At 43.0% G+C, this 14,979-nt stretch carries 15 protein-coding genes and 1 tRNA gene; 11 read left to right on the forward strand and 5 right to left on the reverse strand.

Features of this window, described 5'->3' with window-relative positions; genetic code table 11:
* Positions 1 to 11: 11 nt before the first annotated feature.
* The 5 genes from ACSFC1_RS01835 to ACSFC1_RS01855 are packed head-to-tail and all read right to left on the reverse strand — an operon-like array spanning position 12 to position 3,990.
* Positions 12 to 470, reverse strand: coding sequence for a peroxiredoxin (locus ACSFC1_RS01835; RefSeq protein WP_435564427.1), 459 nt, complete (start codon positions 468 to 470; stop codon positions 12 to 14).
* Position 471: 1 nt separating this feature from the next.
* Entirely contained in the window at positions 472 to 1,329 is an 858-nt protein-coding gene (locus ACSFC1_RS01840) for a thiamine pyrophosphate-dependent enzyme (RefSeq protein ID WP_435564428.1), read from the reverse strand.
* Positions 1,329 to 3,020 carry a 2-oxoacid:acceptor oxidoreductase subunit alpha gene (locus tag ACSFC1_RS01845; RefSeq protein ID WP_435564429.1) on the reverse strand — a complete coding sequence of 564 codons (1,692 nt, stop codon included), beginning with the start codon at positions 3,018 to 3,020 and terminating at the stop codon, positions 1,329 to 1,331. The genes ACSFC1_RS01840 and ACSFC1_RS01845 overlap by 1 nt, the downstream gene beginning before the upstream one ends.
* 51 nt (positions 3,021 to 3,071) lie before the next feature.
* The gene (locus tag ACSFC1_RS01850; protein ID WP_435564430.1) at positions 3,072 to 3,464 is read right to left on the reverse strand and encodes a class II SORL domain-containing protein; all 393 of its coding nucleotides are present in this window, start codon (positions 3,462 to 3,464) and stop codon (positions 3,072 to 3,074) included.
* 13 nt (positions 3,465 to 3,477) lie between these two features.
* Positions 3,478 to 3,990: a rubrerythrin family protein gene (locus tag ACSFC1_RS01855; protein ID WP_435564431.1), complete on the reverse strand. Its 513-nt coding sequence runs from the start codon at positions 3,988 to 3,990 to the stop codon at positions 3,478 to 3,480.
* Between the two features lie 468 nt (positions 3,991 to 4,458).
* On the opposite strand from ACSFC1_RS01855, the gene rsmH reads away from it, so the two are divergent.
* From rsmH to ACSFC1_RS01910, 11 genes are all read left to right on the forward strand, one after another.
* Positions 4,459 to 5,337: a 16S rRNA (cytosine(1402)-N(4))-methyltransferase RsmH gene (gene rsmH, locus ACSFC1_RS01860; protein ID WP_435564432.1), complete on the forward strand. Its 879-nt coding sequence runs from the start codon at positions 4,459 to 4,461 to the stop codon at positions 5,335 to 5,337.
* A 14-nt stretch (positions 5,338 to 5,351) separates the two neighbouring features.
* On the forward strand, positions 5,352 to 5,639 hold the full coding sequence (locus ACSFC1_RS01865; protein ID WP_435564433.1) for a hypothetical protein: 288 nt from the start codon (positions 5,352 to 5,354) through the stop codon (positions 5,637 to 5,639).
* A gap of 1 nt (position 5,640) precedes the next feature.
* Entirely contained in the window at positions 5,641 to 7,401 is a 1,761-nt protein-coding gene (locus ACSFC1_RS01870) for a penicillin-binding protein (RefSeq protein ID WP_435565965.1), read from the forward strand.
* Positions 7,402 to 7,443: 42 nt separating this feature from the next.
* Positions 7,444 to 7,517: transfer RNA gene (locus tag ACSFC1_RS01875), tRNA-Gln, on the forward strand.
* An 80-nt stretch (positions 7,518 to 7,597) separates the two neighbouring features.
* Entirely contained in the window at positions 7,598 to 8,887 is a 1,290-nt protein-coding gene (gene tig, locus ACSFC1_RS01880; RefSeq protein WP_435564434.1) for a trigger factor, read from the forward strand.
* On the forward strand, positions 8,874 to 9,473 hold the full coding sequence (clpP, locus tag ACSFC1_RS01885) for an ATP-dependent Clp endopeptidase proteolytic subunit ClpP (RefSeq protein WP_435564435.1): 600 nt from the start codon (positions 8,874 to 8,876) through the stop codon (positions 9,471 to 9,473). Before tig ends, clpP begins: the two co-directional genes overlap by 14 nt.
* Before the next feature lie 4 nt (positions 9,474 to 9,477).
* Positions 9,478 to 11,913 (forward strand): DNA mismatch repair protein MutS, encoded by a 2,436-nt coding sequence (gene mutS, locus ACSFC1_RS01890; protein WP_435564436.1) that lies wholly within the window; start codon positions 9,478 to 9,480, stop codon positions 11,911 to 11,913.
* A gap of 1 nt (position 11,914) precedes the next feature.
* A complete protein-coding gene (locus ACSFC1_RS01895) occupies positions 11,915 to 12,727 on the forward strand; it encodes a hypothetical protein (protein ID WP_435564437.1) in 813 nt (270 codons plus the stop codon).
* Positions 12,728 to 12,928: 201 nt separating this feature from the next.
* Positions 12,929 to 13,516, forward strand: coding sequence for a uracil-DNA glycosylase (locus ACSFC1_RS01900; protein WP_435564438.1), 588 nt, complete (start codon positions 12,929 to 12,931; stop codon positions 13,514 to 13,516).
* 4 nt (positions 13,517 to 13,520) lie between these two features.
* A complete protein-coding gene (locus ACSFC1_RS01905) occupies positions 13,521 to 14,045 on the forward strand; it encodes a metal-dependent transcriptional regulator (RefSeq protein WP_435564439.1) in 525 nt (174 codons plus the stop codon).
* Positions 14,046 to 14,047: 2 nt separating this feature from the next.
* The gene (locus tag ACSFC1_RS01910; RefSeq protein WP_435564440.1) at positions 14,048 to 14,968 is read left to right on the forward strand and encodes an NAD-dependent epimerase/dehydratase family protein; all 921 of its coding nucleotides are present in this window, start codon (positions 14,048 to 14,050) and stop codon (positions 14,966 to 14,968) included.
* The last annotated feature ends 11 nt before the right edge of the window (positions 14,969 to 14,979 follow it).

Raw genomic sequence — 14,979 nt, forward strand, 5'->3', positions numbered from 1 at the left:
ATTGTTCTTTTTCACCGATGGTTCTTCAAAAAACTCACAATTTCTTGTAGATCAGGTAGCTCTTTGATTGGATAAACTTTGACGAAGACAACTTTGCCATTTTCGTCAATTACTATGTTGGCTCTCTCTGAAAAACCATCCTTTTCTCTGAATATGCCGTAGCTTTTCGCAACTTCGCCGTGTGGCCAAAAATCTGAAAGAATTCTTAATTTCACGAGCTTTAGAGCGTCTGCCCACGCTTTCTTGCTCGGCACAGGATCAACGCTCAATCCCAGTGGGATAGTGCCAAGTTCTTCGAGCTGAGCATAAGCCTGTTCCAGGGAAATCATTTGGTTTGCACAAACCGATGTCCATGCCAGTGGATGAAAAGATAGCAGTACCTTCTTGCCCTTCAGCTGAGAGAGTTGAACAAGTTTACCATCTTGGTCCTTGAGCCCAAAATCTGGTGCCAGTGAACCAATTTGCAACATATTACCACCTCCGCTTTGAATCGATCAACTCAGCAACTTTTTGAAGATCATGCCTTCTTTTGAACAGTGGTTCTAAAGAGTCTCTGTAGACTCTCTGGTGTTGTTCAAAGGTTGGTCTTTCATCGACGTAAAACACACCTAAGGGTAAAGGAGATTTTTCCATAGCCCTTTCGAAGGCTTTGGAAAGGTCTTTTTCATCGTGGTCTTTCATGTAATAGGTGTTTTCCTTGAACCATTTGTAGGTGTTGATCTTGTTGAAGGTTACACATGGTTGAAAGATGTCAACAAGCGAAAAGCCTTTGTGCAGAACTGCCCTTTTGATTATCTCCTTTGTTTCTTGAAGATCACCACAGAAAGCTCTTGCCACAAAGGAACATTTCAAAGACAAAGCGACTGCTAGTGGATTGAATGGTTCACTGATTGCACCAGTCACTTGTACGGGCGTGACAAAGCCCTTTTGACTCGTTGGTGAGGCTTGTCCCTTTGTTAGACCATACACCATATTGTTGTGAACGAGCACCGTTATATCGGGATTTCTCCTGATGGCATGTATGAAGTGATTTCCACCCTCACCATAGATGCATCCGTCACCGCTTTCAACAATCACTGTAAGATTTGGGTTTGCTACTTTTATCGCAGTAGCTGCGGGCAAGCTTCTCCCATGTAAGCCGTTGAAATAGTTGCACTTTATGTACTGCGGTGACTTTGCTGCCTGGCCGATTCCAGAGACCAATACAAAGTTTTTTGGTTCTACGTTGAGCTCTTCAAGTGCCATTTTGAGTATGTTGTGAATTGAGTAGTTGCCACACCCAGGACACCACGCAATGTCAACATTTTCAAGATCGAATTTGCTTGACATTAGAGTTCCCCCTTTAGAAACTTTTCAACACTCTCTCTCACTTCTTCTACGTAAAAGGGCAAACCATTGTATTTTGTGAGCGATTTAAAGTTCGTAAAACCAAGCTCCATTTTCAAGAGTTTCCCAAGTTGTGAAGTTGCATTGGATTCTACAATCAGCACTTTTCGTGAACCATTTAGATGTTCAGGTAAATTCGAAGGCAATGGGTAGAGCTGTTGGAGATGAAGAACTGCCACCTTTGTAAGATCCCGAACCGCTTCAAGAACAATCTCTCTGGTGGAACCGAAACAAATGACAAGATATTCACAGTCCTTTTTGCCGATCAGTTCTGCAGGTATTTCGTCGGCAAAATCCTTTAACTTTCTGAGCCTCTTTTCGACCATCTTTTTCCTGGTTTCAAAATCTTCAGTGATCCTTCCGAACTCATCATGTTCATCACTGTCAACACAAACGAATCCTTCACCGTAACCTGGTATGCCTCTTTTGGAGATTCCGTTATCTGTCAACTCATATCGTTTGTAATCGGAAAAGGTTTTCACGACATAACTCGAAGGTTCTTTTATTTCGTCTGTGTACTCAAAGTTGTATATCATATCCATCAAATATTGATCTGTGAGAACAAAGACGGGTACTTGGTATTTATCCGCTATCTCGAAAGCCTTCACTGTACAGGAAAACGCTTGCTGAAGATTACCAGGAGCCAAGATCACTCTTTCGAACTCACCATGACCTGAGAAGAGTGCAAAGAGAAGATCTCCTTGTTCTGTTCTGGTTGGAAGGCCTGTTGCAGGTCCAGGTCTTTGCGCAAGGTGGATCACGATGGGACTCTCTATCATTCCTGCAAGGCTGAGTGCTTCAGTCATGAGTGCAAAACCACCTCCACTGGTCGTGACGAGCGCCCTTGCACCAGCGTACCAAGCTCCTAATGCCATGTTCATAGCCGATATTTCATCTTCTGCTTGTTCAACGATGATGTCAAAGTCTTTTGAATAAGCTGCGAGATTGGTTAGAACACCAGTTGAAGGCGACATCGGGTAAGAAGATACGAAAGTGCAACCTGCAGCGAGGGCCCCTAAGGCAACAGCTTCAGCTCCATTCATGAGCAGATGTCCATTCACCTTTGAATCTCTTTTCAAATCTATTTTGATGGTCATGCCGGTGTCTGAATAAAGATAGTCATGACCGAGCACGGCCGCTCTTTTGTTTTCTTCGCACACCTTGGGTCCTTTGTTGCAGAACCACTTTTCAATCGCGAAAATTACATTTTCCAAGGGAAGTTTCAAAAGGCCACATAACATCCCAAGAACAACTGAATTTGAATACACTTTGTTGCCTGCCTTCGACGCTAACTCTGAAATCGGTACTTGAACAACTTTTGCATCTAAACCATCAACTTGTGCAGATGAGTCGACAAGAACAATCGTATCTTTGTCTATTCGATCTACAACTCTTGTAATGTGTACACTGCCAGGCGAGAGAGAAAAAAGAAGGTCTGCTTTTCTGCGAAATGCCCTTACAGGAGTATCACTAATTCTTATCAAAGTGGAGTTGCTACCACCTCTCACGCGAGACATGTACTCCTTGTATGAAAAAACATTAAGACCATAATTCTTCAAGATCTTTGGGAAAAGGCTTTCGATCGTCTGAATACCTTGACCAGCTTCACCACAGATTAGAACAGAAAGCTCCACAAAAACACCTCCTATGTTTCAAAAAACCCCGGCAGCGCCGGGGTTTCTCCATCACTCAACGGCGATCTTTAAGCTACTTTCCCAAAGTCCATGTATGTTGCAGTATGAAAGTGCAAGGAGTGTTCCAGATTTGTTGAGTTTGACCCAGGTCTTGACAAAGGGTTCTGTGTAGACTTCACCTGTGTTGGGACCTTTCACAGATTCACCGTGTACGTTGAATTCAAAATTACCTATTTCGTAGACATAAGGATCACCATCTGGCTGGAAAAACAGTTTTATCCATTTTATGTGATGCTCTGTCGTATTTGGATGTGGTATTTCTTTACCAACGCAGACTGAAATCTCTGTTTTTTCACCCTTTTTCACCTTCTCAGGAGCTTCTATGACTGGCACGTGCTTTTCTTTCTTGAAATCTTCTGATTTGATGAAATCGGCAAGTTTCATAACCTTCCCTCCTTCACACAGAGAATTCGATATACATCTTCTTTGAAGTTCCGCAAACGGGACATTTTTCTGGTGCTTCATTTTCTACCGTGTGCCCACAGACAGGACAAATGTAGATTTTGCCAGCTGGGTAATCTTCGTTCTTTTCAACAAGAGCCTTCGCCAGTTTGTACATCTCAGCATGAATCTTTTCTGCTTCCCAAGCGTACTTCGTGCTTCTTTCAGCACCTTTCTCTTGCTGAAATTGTGCAACTGTGTTGTAGACTGGATACATTTCGTTGATCTCGAAGGTTTCACCATCGATGCACTGCTGAACGTTGTCCTTCAACTCCTGGTAGATTTTACCCAGTTCTCTGTAATGGTTCCTTGCGTGCACAAACTCCGCATGAGCTATTGCTCTGAAAAGATTGGCAAGTTTTTTTAAACCTTTTCTTTCTGCTTCGTCTGCAAAGATCAGGTACTTCATGTGAGCCATGCTTTCGCCTGCAAAGGCATCTTCCAAAAACTTCTTAGTCATATCTCTCAAGAAAATCACCCCCTATATCTGTTTTAATTATACATCATTTTACCTGTTGGAAATATTCAGAAAGTGCGAGTCTATCAATTTGCAACGGTATCTTATGATTTGCGCAAAGTCCTGAACTATGTCTGTTAAATAAAGGTGATATTGATGGGCTGTAGTTTGTACTTTGAGTTCGTATGAACTACCCGGCTTGGAAATTACCGTATAACAGTGGCGAAATATGCCGTTTTGCAAAGATCAAGTATAATCCTTGAGTGTAGCTACATGATTCGATTCAATAATTGAAAAACCTTTTCTCGTTTCTTCAGAAATAGAGTTTTTGTTAAGTAAACATAAGGTTACCGAGAGACAACGTCACGAAAGTACCGTCTAAATATGTATTAGAAATCGTTTGCTTGAGAAGCATTTTCGTTTGAATATCACGAGATGTGGTTGTATAATTGAAACACCACAGATAGCGGAGCGGTGTAAGTGGAATGGATTCATGTTCCAGTCATGGCAAAAGAAGTATTAGATTACTTTGGTAATTTGAGTGGTGTATTTCTTGATTGTACAGTGGGTGCAGGTGGTCATTCGGAGGCGATTCTAACCAATATTGAAGGCAGCGTGGTCGTGGGTTTAGACGTTGATGACGTTGCACTCAGTTTAGCGAAGCGAAGATTAGCTGAGTTCATGGCCCAGGGAAGATTCTTCATAGCGAAGTCTTCATACGTTGAAGCGAGAGATGTACTAAAGCAGCTCAAAATTTCATCGGTGAGTGCAATATTGATGGACCTTGGCATGTCCACGCTGCAGTTGTCAGATAGCGAGCGTGGTTTTGCATTTTCTACGGACGGACCACTTGATATGCGTATGAATAAGGCTCAAGAGTTCACAGCTTACGATCTTGTGAACTCTTGGACAGAGGAACAATTGCGAAGATTGTTCTTTGAGTACGCTGAGGAAAAACGTTATGCGAGGCGTATCGCTGCTTTTATAGTGAGAAACAGACCTATAAGAAGTACCTTGGAACTTGCAAATGTCGTAGCAAAGGCTTTGCCAGCAGAAGAAAAGAGAGCCCGAAAAAGGCACTTTGCTACAAAGGTTTTCCAAGCGATCAGAATAGCTGTAAACAACGAATTGGAGAATCTGAAAACATTTCTTTCCCGCGCACCGGAGTTGTTAAAAAGTGGCGGGCGCATCGGGGTTATTTCGTTTCATTCTTTGGAAGACAGGATTGTGAAAGAAGCCCTGAGATCAAGCAGTGATCTGGTGGTGCTAACAAAGAAACCTTTGAGACCTTCTCAGGAGGAGGTAAGAGCTAACCCAAAGGCAAGAAGTGCAAAGATGAGAGTAGCGGAGCGAAAGTGAGAGGAGGAGGAGGTTTGGCCCTCGCAAGAGCCAAAGCGAAGCGAAGTTCACAGGTTATCACGCGCACCTTGGTTAAGGACCTGTCGAAGTTGTCTCTCCTGATCTTCTTCATCGGAGCAATAGTTCTGATGTCCTTCCCAATTGTGCAGTTTGCAAGACTCTCTGCTAACTTGTCTCAAGAAAACAGAGTTTTGGAGGCAAAGATCGTTGAACTTCAACAACAGATTCAGCAACTTGAGAACGAACGATCGTTGATCTTCGTCAACTATGAGGTTGTGAGAACAGGAGAGCATGAGAGATAGTGTGTTGGGGTTGCGCGTAAAATTAATACTTCGTACAGCTGGCATCGTCTGCATCCTGATGATTTTATCTTTCTATTTCAGGGGTACTGCGGCGTACTCACCTTCATATTGGAGTGTTCGAATACCAGCATTGCGTGGCAAAATACTTGACAAGAATGGCAGATTCTGTGCTCTTGACGAGATTTTTTATGTTGCCTACCTCGATGTTCGGTTTCTTAAATCTCGCTATTCTGATAGGTTAGACCCGCAACTCACTCTTCTGCTGAGAAATTTCAATCTTTCTGATGATAAGGACGATATCTTGAAAGGATCAGTCAATTTCGTAAAGCTTTCTGAAGACAAAAGCCGTGAATCGATCGTCGCTAAGATTCCCACTTCTCTTATGCCATTTGTGTCCATAGAGATGCAGACAAAAAGAAATCAAGTAAAAGAATATAGTATCGACAGAATCCTCGGCAAGGTCATCGACGGACATGGTATTGGAGGGGTAGAGGAAAAACTTGATGAAGTCCTCTCGAAAAGAAAAGACGGCAAATTTCTGCTCAGATATCAAGGTTTTGTAACCTTGTCACCGAAGATAGAAAGAGTTATCGACCCTGTGGACGGGAAAGATATAAGATTGTCCATAGATATAGATTTACAAAGGATTTGCTTCACAGAGATAAAGAAAGCCGTTGAGGAAAACAAGGCAATAGCCGGTGGAGTAATAGTGATGGAAACAAAGACGGGCAAAATAAGAGCAATCGTCACAACAAGAGATTGGAATGACACCGTTATGGGGTATTTTGAACCTGGATCTGCAATGAAGCCGATTGTCTATTCAATCGCTTTGGAAAACAACGTAGTTGCATTGAACGATACCTTCTATTGTCCCGGTAGCATTAAGCCGGTGGAAGATTTGGACATAACCGTGAGAGACTTAGAGCCTCATGGGAAGGTAGATGTGAGGAAAGCGCTGAGTCTCTCTTGTAATACCGCAACTATTCTTATTGCCAGAAAGATCAAAGAACAACTCGGTGATTTTCAGTTCTATGACTGGCTCAGAAAATTCGGTCTTGGTGAGAAGACCAACATCGAGCTGGCAGGCGAAATTCCCGGAGTTTTGAGAAAACCAGAGGAATGGTCAAAGATTGACTTTGCTATGGTTTCAATAGGACATGGCATAGGAACACCCGCCTTGCAGTTTCTTGCCGCTTTCAACACGATTGCCAACAAAGGCGAATATGTCTCCCCGTCAATCTTAGAAGACAGCATCGTGACTAAGAAAAGAGTCATAAGTGAAAAGACAGCCGAAGAGGTTTCAAGGATGCTCCGTGCTGTTGTCGAGGAGGGAACGGGAATCAGAGCACAGGTTCCTGGACTCAATGTTGCTGGTAAGACAGGTACAGCACAAAAGATTGCTGCGGGGGAAGGGAAGTATTTCTCTATTTTCGTGGGTTTCTTCCCGTATGAAGACCCACAGTACACGATGATCGTTTATCTTGATGAACCCTCAGCGGAGAAATACCTTGCCGGTGAAGTAGCTGCCCCTGTTTTTTCGAAGATCGTTGCGAGGATGAAAGAGCTTTCCAAGGAATATCTGATCAGCTATCCGAAGAACATGATTCCAAATTTGAAGGGAATGAGTTTGAAAGACGCACTTTTTATTCTGAACGATATTGGTGTCAAGGACATACAAATAAGAGGAACTGGGCTTGTGATAGAGCAGTATCCTGAGCCTGGTTCTACCGATCTGAGTAGAGTTCTTTTGATTCTACAATGATCTTGACCGTTGATCCCCCTTGATGATATAATTTACTGGCATTGGGAGGTCGTCTAATGGTAGGACAGCGGACTCTGGATCCGCCGGTGGAGGTTCGAGTCCTCCCCTCCCAGCCAGAGTTGCAGGCGAGAGCCTGCTTTTTTTCTTGTAACGTGATATAATTTTCAGTGCAAGATATGGCTGAGGAGGTCAGAGAATGAAACAAACCATCAGAATGCAGGAAAAGAACCTGAGTGTTTACGAATGTACCTTTGACAAGAGTGAGGTCTTGGAGGCAGAAGAAGATGCCGTAAAGAAGGTGGCAGATAGAGTTGAGATACCGGGCTTCAGAAAGGGTAAAGCTCCAAAGTTTCTGATCAGGACACGTTACCCAGAAACGATAAAATCTGAAATACTGGAAATACTCTGGCAGAAAGCTCTAAGAGAAATAGACGATGATGAGAGTTTATTTCTACCCCCGATTCTTGAGGACTTTGAGATTAAAGACGATGGCGCTACACTGGTCTTACAAGTTCACAGAAAGCCAGAAGTTGTACTGAAGCCTTTTGAGGAATTTGAGTTGAAAAAACTTGATAAACCTTCCATTCTTGAGAGTTATGTAGACAGAAGACTCAAGGAGTTGCAAGAGTTTCATGCGATATTAGAGCCAAAGGATGGAGCTGCTGAGTACGGAGACATGGTAAGGGTGAAGATGACTGTAACGACAAGCGGGAAAACCATAATGGACGAGAAGAGCAGTGAATACGTTTTGTACAAAGAAGATGACAGACCTGTGGTGACGGAATTGATCGGCAAAAAGGCTGGAGATGTAGTTGAATTTGACAGAGATTTTGGAAACGAAAAGGTCTATCACTACAAGATCGTCGTCGAACAGGTGAATAAGAGAAGATTGCTCGATATCTCAGATGAACTCGCAAAGACAGTTAGCGCCGAATATGAAACGCTGCAGCAGTTAAAAGAAGCATTGGAAAAAGAGGGAAGTGAACTGTACGAAAAAGACATGAAAGAATTTTTGCAAAACCAAGTAATCGATATCTTGACGAGCGAAGCAGAAGTTCTCATATCCGAGAGTACTCTAAGAGAATTAGTGGAACGGGCTTTTGAAAAGATAAATTCAGACAAGGAAGAATATGAAAAATTGCTCAAAGACCATGAGAACGACCCAGAAAAACTAAGAGAAGCTCTGAAGAACTATTACCTGACAGATCTTAAGAGAAATCTTTCCATAGAAAAAGTGGCAAGAGAAAACGATTTGAAGGTATCTGATGAAGAAGTCGAGGCTCAGGCAGAAGAGTTGGCAGTAGCATGGGGTATTTCCACCGAAAGAGCCAAATCGATCCTCAGATCAAGACGTGATGTATCTGAAGACGTACGTTGGGAACTGCTGAAAAGAAAGGTGGCAGATCTGATCCTCGAAAAGGCGAAGATAGTCGAAGTGAAGCCAGAGGAATTGCAGAAGGAGGCGCAGAAGAGTGAAGATAAATGATCAACTCATTCCAACAGTTATAGAGACAACAGGCAGATATGAGCGTGCTTATGACATATACTCGAGGTTGTTGAAAGACAGGATAGTCTTTTTGGGTTATCCAATAGACGATCACACCGCAAATCTCGTTGTAGCGCAGCTCTTGTTTCTTGAAGCAGAGGATCCTGACAAGGACATACAGCTGTACATAAACAGTCCTGGTGGATCGGTCACAGCTGGCCTTGCCATCTATGACACTATGCAGTACGTGAAGTGCGATGTTGTGACAATCTGTGTAGGTCAGGCTGCCTCGATGGCTGCCGTGTTGCTCACGAGTGGTAGTAAGGGCAAACGCTTTGCCTTGCCAAATGCGAGGATAATGCTTCATCAACCGCTGGGCGGCGCCGAAGGTCCAGTAAAAGATGTGGAGATAATAACGAAAGAGCTCCTACGCATAAAGAACTTGATAAACACAATTCTCAGCGAGAAAACCGGACAACCACTTGAGAGGATCGAAAGAGACACAGACAGAGACTTCTTCATGGATGCCTACGAAGCGCTTAACTATGGCTTGATAGATAGGGTGATCGAACCAAAGAGAAGGTGAGTCAATGAAACTCACGCCGATGATGCAACAGTACACACAAATTAAATCGAAGTACAAAGATGCAGTCTTACTCTTCCGCCTCGGTGATTTCTACGAGGCGTTTTTTGAAGACGCTCACTTGGTTTCGAAGGTGCTGGACTTGGTTTTGACTCATCGACAAGGTGCACCCATGGCAGGTGTACCCTATCATGCTCTGAATCTCTACCTAAGGCGACTTGTACAGGCTGGTTACAAGGTCGCGATTTGTGATCAATTGGAAGATCCTGCCACGGCAAAGGGACTTGTGAAGAGAGAGGTTACGAGGATAGTCACGCCAGGTACAGTCTTAGAGGATGAATTGCTCGAGCAAGATTCAAGCAACTATCTTGTTGCGATCTGTAAATCTGTCAAGTATACCATTGCTGGAGTTGATGTTTCTACCGGAGAAAGTTTTGTGGCCTCTTTCGACGATCTGCAGCTGGTTGTAGATTTTCTTGAGTCGATAAAGGTCTCTCAGATATTGTGTGAACCGATCTTAAAAAAAGAATTGGAAGTAAACATCAACTCAGTAATGATAGAACCTTTTTCAGACTGGCATATGAGTGAAATCAATCTTGAAAGAGACGTTGCAGAGACTTTTAACATATCTACCGTAGATCATCTTGAATTAGGTGAACATTTGCGTGTCTTTGGTGCGTTGGTCAGATACCTTCGCTTTACACTGATGGCAAATGACCTCTTTTTGAAACCACCAAAGATTCTCAGAGATCAATCATATGTCTTTCTCGATGCATCAACTGTGGATCATCTGGGATTGTTTTCAGAGGAAAAGGGTAAAAGCCTTTTCGATGTTCTCAATCTCACAAAAACTTCAATGGGTGCAAGATTGCTGAAAAGTTGGATTTTACAGCCACTCAGAGATTTGGAAAGGATAACTGAACGATTTGACAGAGTTGAAGCATTTTTCAACGACAAATTGTTGCTCAACGAGATCAGAGAGTATTTGCATGCCGTGAAAGATATCCAGAGAATTGCCAGCAGAATTCGCTACAAGAAAGCCTCACCAAAGGACCTTGTGGCTCTACGGTCGACTCTATCGGTTTGTCCATATATAAGAGAAGTGCTTTTGACCAACGAATATTTCTCACAGACAGCGCAGATAGATTGCCATGAGGAGCTCTATGAAGAGTTGTCCAAAGCATTAGAAGAGAATCCTTCTAACACACTCGGTGAGGGTAAAGTGATCAAAGCTGGGTATGATAAAGAACTCGATGATCTGAGAGAACTTGTCTATCACTCTGAAGAGTTCTTGAAGAACTTTGAAATAGAGGAAAGAGAAAGAACGAATATACCGAATTTGAAGGTCGGTTACAACTCGGTATTTGGCTATTATATAGAAGTGACAAAATCACATCTATCAAAGGTTCCAAATCACTATGTGAGAAAACAGACCCTTGTGAACGCGGAGAGGTTCATCACGGAGCAGCTTAAGGATTTTGAAGAAAGGATGCTGACAGCAAAAGACAGACTTGAAAAGCGCGAAAAGGAACTCTACGAGAAACTATGCGACAGAGTATCTGAAAGAACAGATTCTATTATGAAGCTCGCTGACTTTCTTGCAAATGTAGATGTTCTTTCAACTTTGGCTTATGTCGCTGTCCAAAACGGTTATGTCAGGCCAAAGTTTCAGTTTGATGGTACGGTTTTACTAAAAAACTCGAGACATCCAGTTGTAGAAAAACTCGTGGACAGTTTTGTGCCGAACGATCTGTACATGGATCGCTCGAAGAGTTTTGTAATACTCACAGGACCAAACATGAGTGGAAAATCCACCTTCATTCGTCAGGTGGCTTTGATCGCTCTTATGGCACAGATGGGTAGTTTTGTTCCCGCTCAAGAGGCTATCCTACCCATCTTTGACAGGATTTTCGTGAAGATGGGTGTCCGTGATGACATAGCTTCCGGTAAGAGCACCTTCTTGGTTGAGATGAACGAGGTTGCCAAGATAATTCATCAAGCAACAAAAGACAGTTTGGTGGTACTAGACGAAGTTGGCAGAGGAACGAGTACCTTTGATGGAATAAGCATTGCCTGGGCAGTTTCTGAATACATACACAACCAGATAGGATGTAAGTGCATCTTCGCAACGCATTTCACGGAGTTAACTGAGTTAGCGAAAATGTACGATGGAATCGAGAATAAGACAATAGAGGTATTAGAAGACAGATCAAAGGTTGTCTTTTTGCACAAAGTGACTGATGGTGTAGCAGACAAGAGCTATGGCATAGAGGTTGCCGCAATAGCTGGTCTGCCCGAAGATGTGGTTCAGAGGGCTAAAGAAGTACTCGATGTGATAGCGACCAAGAGTGAACTAGAGGACAAGCTGAGGGTGGTGAGTTCAGAACGATTCAAGAAATTGAAGCGAAAGAAGGTGCACCCCGATCAAGCGGCTTTGTGGTGAGTTGCCCATACTGCATCTCACACATCTCAATGCCGATGCAGACAGTTTTGCAAGCGCGTACTGGGGTTACAGAGTCTTCGGCGGGGGGCTATATGTTCACAACCCAGATTCAACTGTGGTCAATTTGATGAAGAAATTGGGCGTGCAGAACGTTATGCCATCACGAATTCACTCTTTCTACATCTACGACACCTCTAACCCCAAAAAGATTCCACTGACTGTTTACAACTATAGAATCTTTGATCATCATGTGAACAACTGCGCTGAATTTGTTGAAAAGGCAACTTTTGCATACATAAGGCAGAGAACAGCGAATGTCATGAATCTCTACGATCTGAGTAAAGAGTTCGAATTAGACGAAGATGTACTCTTTGCCTTCGCAGTGGCTCTTGTTACAGATACAGGTTTTCTGAAAGCAGCTCGCTCAGAGGAAATACAATACCTCGGTAAGTTTCTAAACAACCACGTACTTGAAGATGTATTTGAGATAGTTTTGGCTGACAAAATCAACAGCCACCAAAAGTTCATTGATATCTTGTCGACCATGGAGATAGTGGGAATGGAATCTGAGATAGGTATAGTCCAATGTGACAATGACGATGAGTTTCTCTGCGTAGTTGATCTTTTGATGTTGCCGCTGGATCTTTCGATAATCATCGGGAAACTTCCGTGGGGAATTTGGGTTTACTGCAGAAAAAAGTTGGTGCAGAAGGTTTATCAGGGGGTTTTATCGAAGTTTCAAGATAGAGAGGCCGGTAAACTCTACGGTTTTTACGACGTTAGATTGATTGTTGAACTTCTGACAGATCTGTAAACTGTCTCCATGAAAACTCATTTACTTCTAACAGCTTTTCTGCCTTACAGAACTGTGCATGCACCGTGTTGGTTTGTCAGTTAGTTGAACTTTAAAGATGATTTGTAGGACTAAAATATGAAATATGTGATACAATAAAAATGTAAAAGATCTATGCTATTGAAACAGTGTTTTAAGAGATAACTTCGGGAGGATTAAACTGTGACACGCGAAGATTTGATGAAAATCGTTGGCGAGAGGATCAGCAAATGTACAGCATGTCCTTTGTATGCAACACGAACTAATACAGTTGTTGGTGAAGGCAGTTTATACACTCCAATAATGTTTGTTGGCGAAGGTCCTGGTGAGGAAGAAGACAAAACAGGCAGGCCATTTGTTGGCAAAGCAGGACAATTGTTGACAAAGATCCTTGAATCGGTTGATATCAAACGCGAAGATGTCTACATATGCAATGTGGTAAAGTGCAGGCCCCCGGAGAACAGGACACCAAAACAAGAAGAGCAGAAAGCATGTGGTCACTTTCTGTTCGCCCAGATCATGATTGTAGATCCGGTCGTAATAGTTCCACTCGGCAGTACTGCACTGTCTTTTTTTCTGAACCAGAATCTCTCAATTAGCGAATACAGGGGTAAAGAGATAGATTGGAAAGGTGGAAAGAAACTCTTTCCAATGTTCCACCCGAGTTTCTTGCTGAGGAATCCTTCAAAGGAAAAAGGTTCGCCGAAGGATCTCACTTGGCAGGATATCAAGAAAGTGAAGGCATTTTTCGAACAGTACAAAGGGAGGTAAGACTATGGCAAGGGGTAGAAAGAAGATTCTAACGCCAGCTCTTGAGGATTACTTAACCATCATCTACGAAATTCAGCAAAAACAACCAGCCGCGAGAATTAGCACAATTGCTCGTAAGGTGGGTGTGAGTCTTCCAAGCGTGACAAACGCAGTTAGGCGTTTGGCAGATCTTGGTTACGTGGAATACGAAAAGTATGGGCTCATAGTACTCACAAACAAAGGCAAAAGAAAGGCTCAAATCATGCGAATTCTGCAACAGAGGATCTGCAATTTCTTCTACTATGTGCTCGGAGTTCCAACAGATGTTTCTGAAAAAATCGCAAAGCACTTATCACATTATCTAACAGCTCGGGCAAGAGAGAGAGTAAAGGAATTCTACAAACTCATTATCGACTTCGATACCTCAAAAGGAGAAGAACTGAGAAAGTTCATTGAGGAGAGTAGAAAACTCATCAATGTTGAGCAGCTTCCAAAAGAGGTACTGGAGGATATCCATGGTCCGGAGGTAGAGGAAGAAGAGGGTGAATGATCGTGCCAAACACTCTTGTCACAGGCGGAGCAGGTTTCATAGGCTCACATTTAGTTGATACTCTGATTCAAGAAGGGCACAAGGTGGTTGTGATCGACAATCTTTCCAACGGGAAGATAGAGAACCTCAATCGAAATGCCTTGTTCTACCAACAAAGTGTGGAAGACGAAGAGATGATGGAACGCATATTCATGTTGCACAAGTTTGACTTTGTATTTCACCTTGCGGCACAGGCAAGTGTCAGTATTTCTGTTAGAGAACCGACGAATGATGCGAAGACGAACATACTTGGTAGCCTAGTTCTTCTGGAAAAATCTGTGAAGTACAAAGTCAAGAAATTCGTCTTCTCCTCCACCGGTGGAGCCATTTATGGTGATGGTGTACCGACACCGACCAATGAGTTGACTGTTCCCAATCCCGTATCTCCATACGGAATAGCGAAAAGATCGATCGAGATGTACCTTGAGTTCTACAGAAAAGAAAAGAATTTAGACTATGTTGCGCTCAGATACGGCAACGTCTATGGACCAAGACAGGATCCAAACGGTGAAGCCGGTGTTGTGGCGATTTTCTCTTCAAGAATGCTGAAAAACGATGAAGTCAACATCTTCGGCGATGGTGAGTACGTGAGAGATTATGTTTATGTGAAAGATGTCGTTCGAGCCAATCTGCTTGCCCTGAAAGAAGGCGTTACAGGGATATTCAACATAGGCACCGGTGTGGGTACTTCAGTGAATGAATTGTTCAGGTTACTCGCACAGATAACTGGTTATCAAAAGCAGCCAATATACCGTGAACCAAGGAAAGGTGACATAAGAAAGAGCATTCTCGACGCATCTAAGGCAAATGTAGAATTGAACTGGTTCCCACAAACAGCACTTGCCGAAGGTCTTGCGTTGACCGTTGAGTTTTTTAGACCGTGACGGGTAGAGTT

Origin of the sequence: Pseudothermotoga sp. U03pept (genome assembly GCF_051235805.1) — a bacterium.
GTDB lineage: Bacteria > Thermotogota > Thermotogae > Thermotogales > DSM-5069 > Pseudothermotoga_B.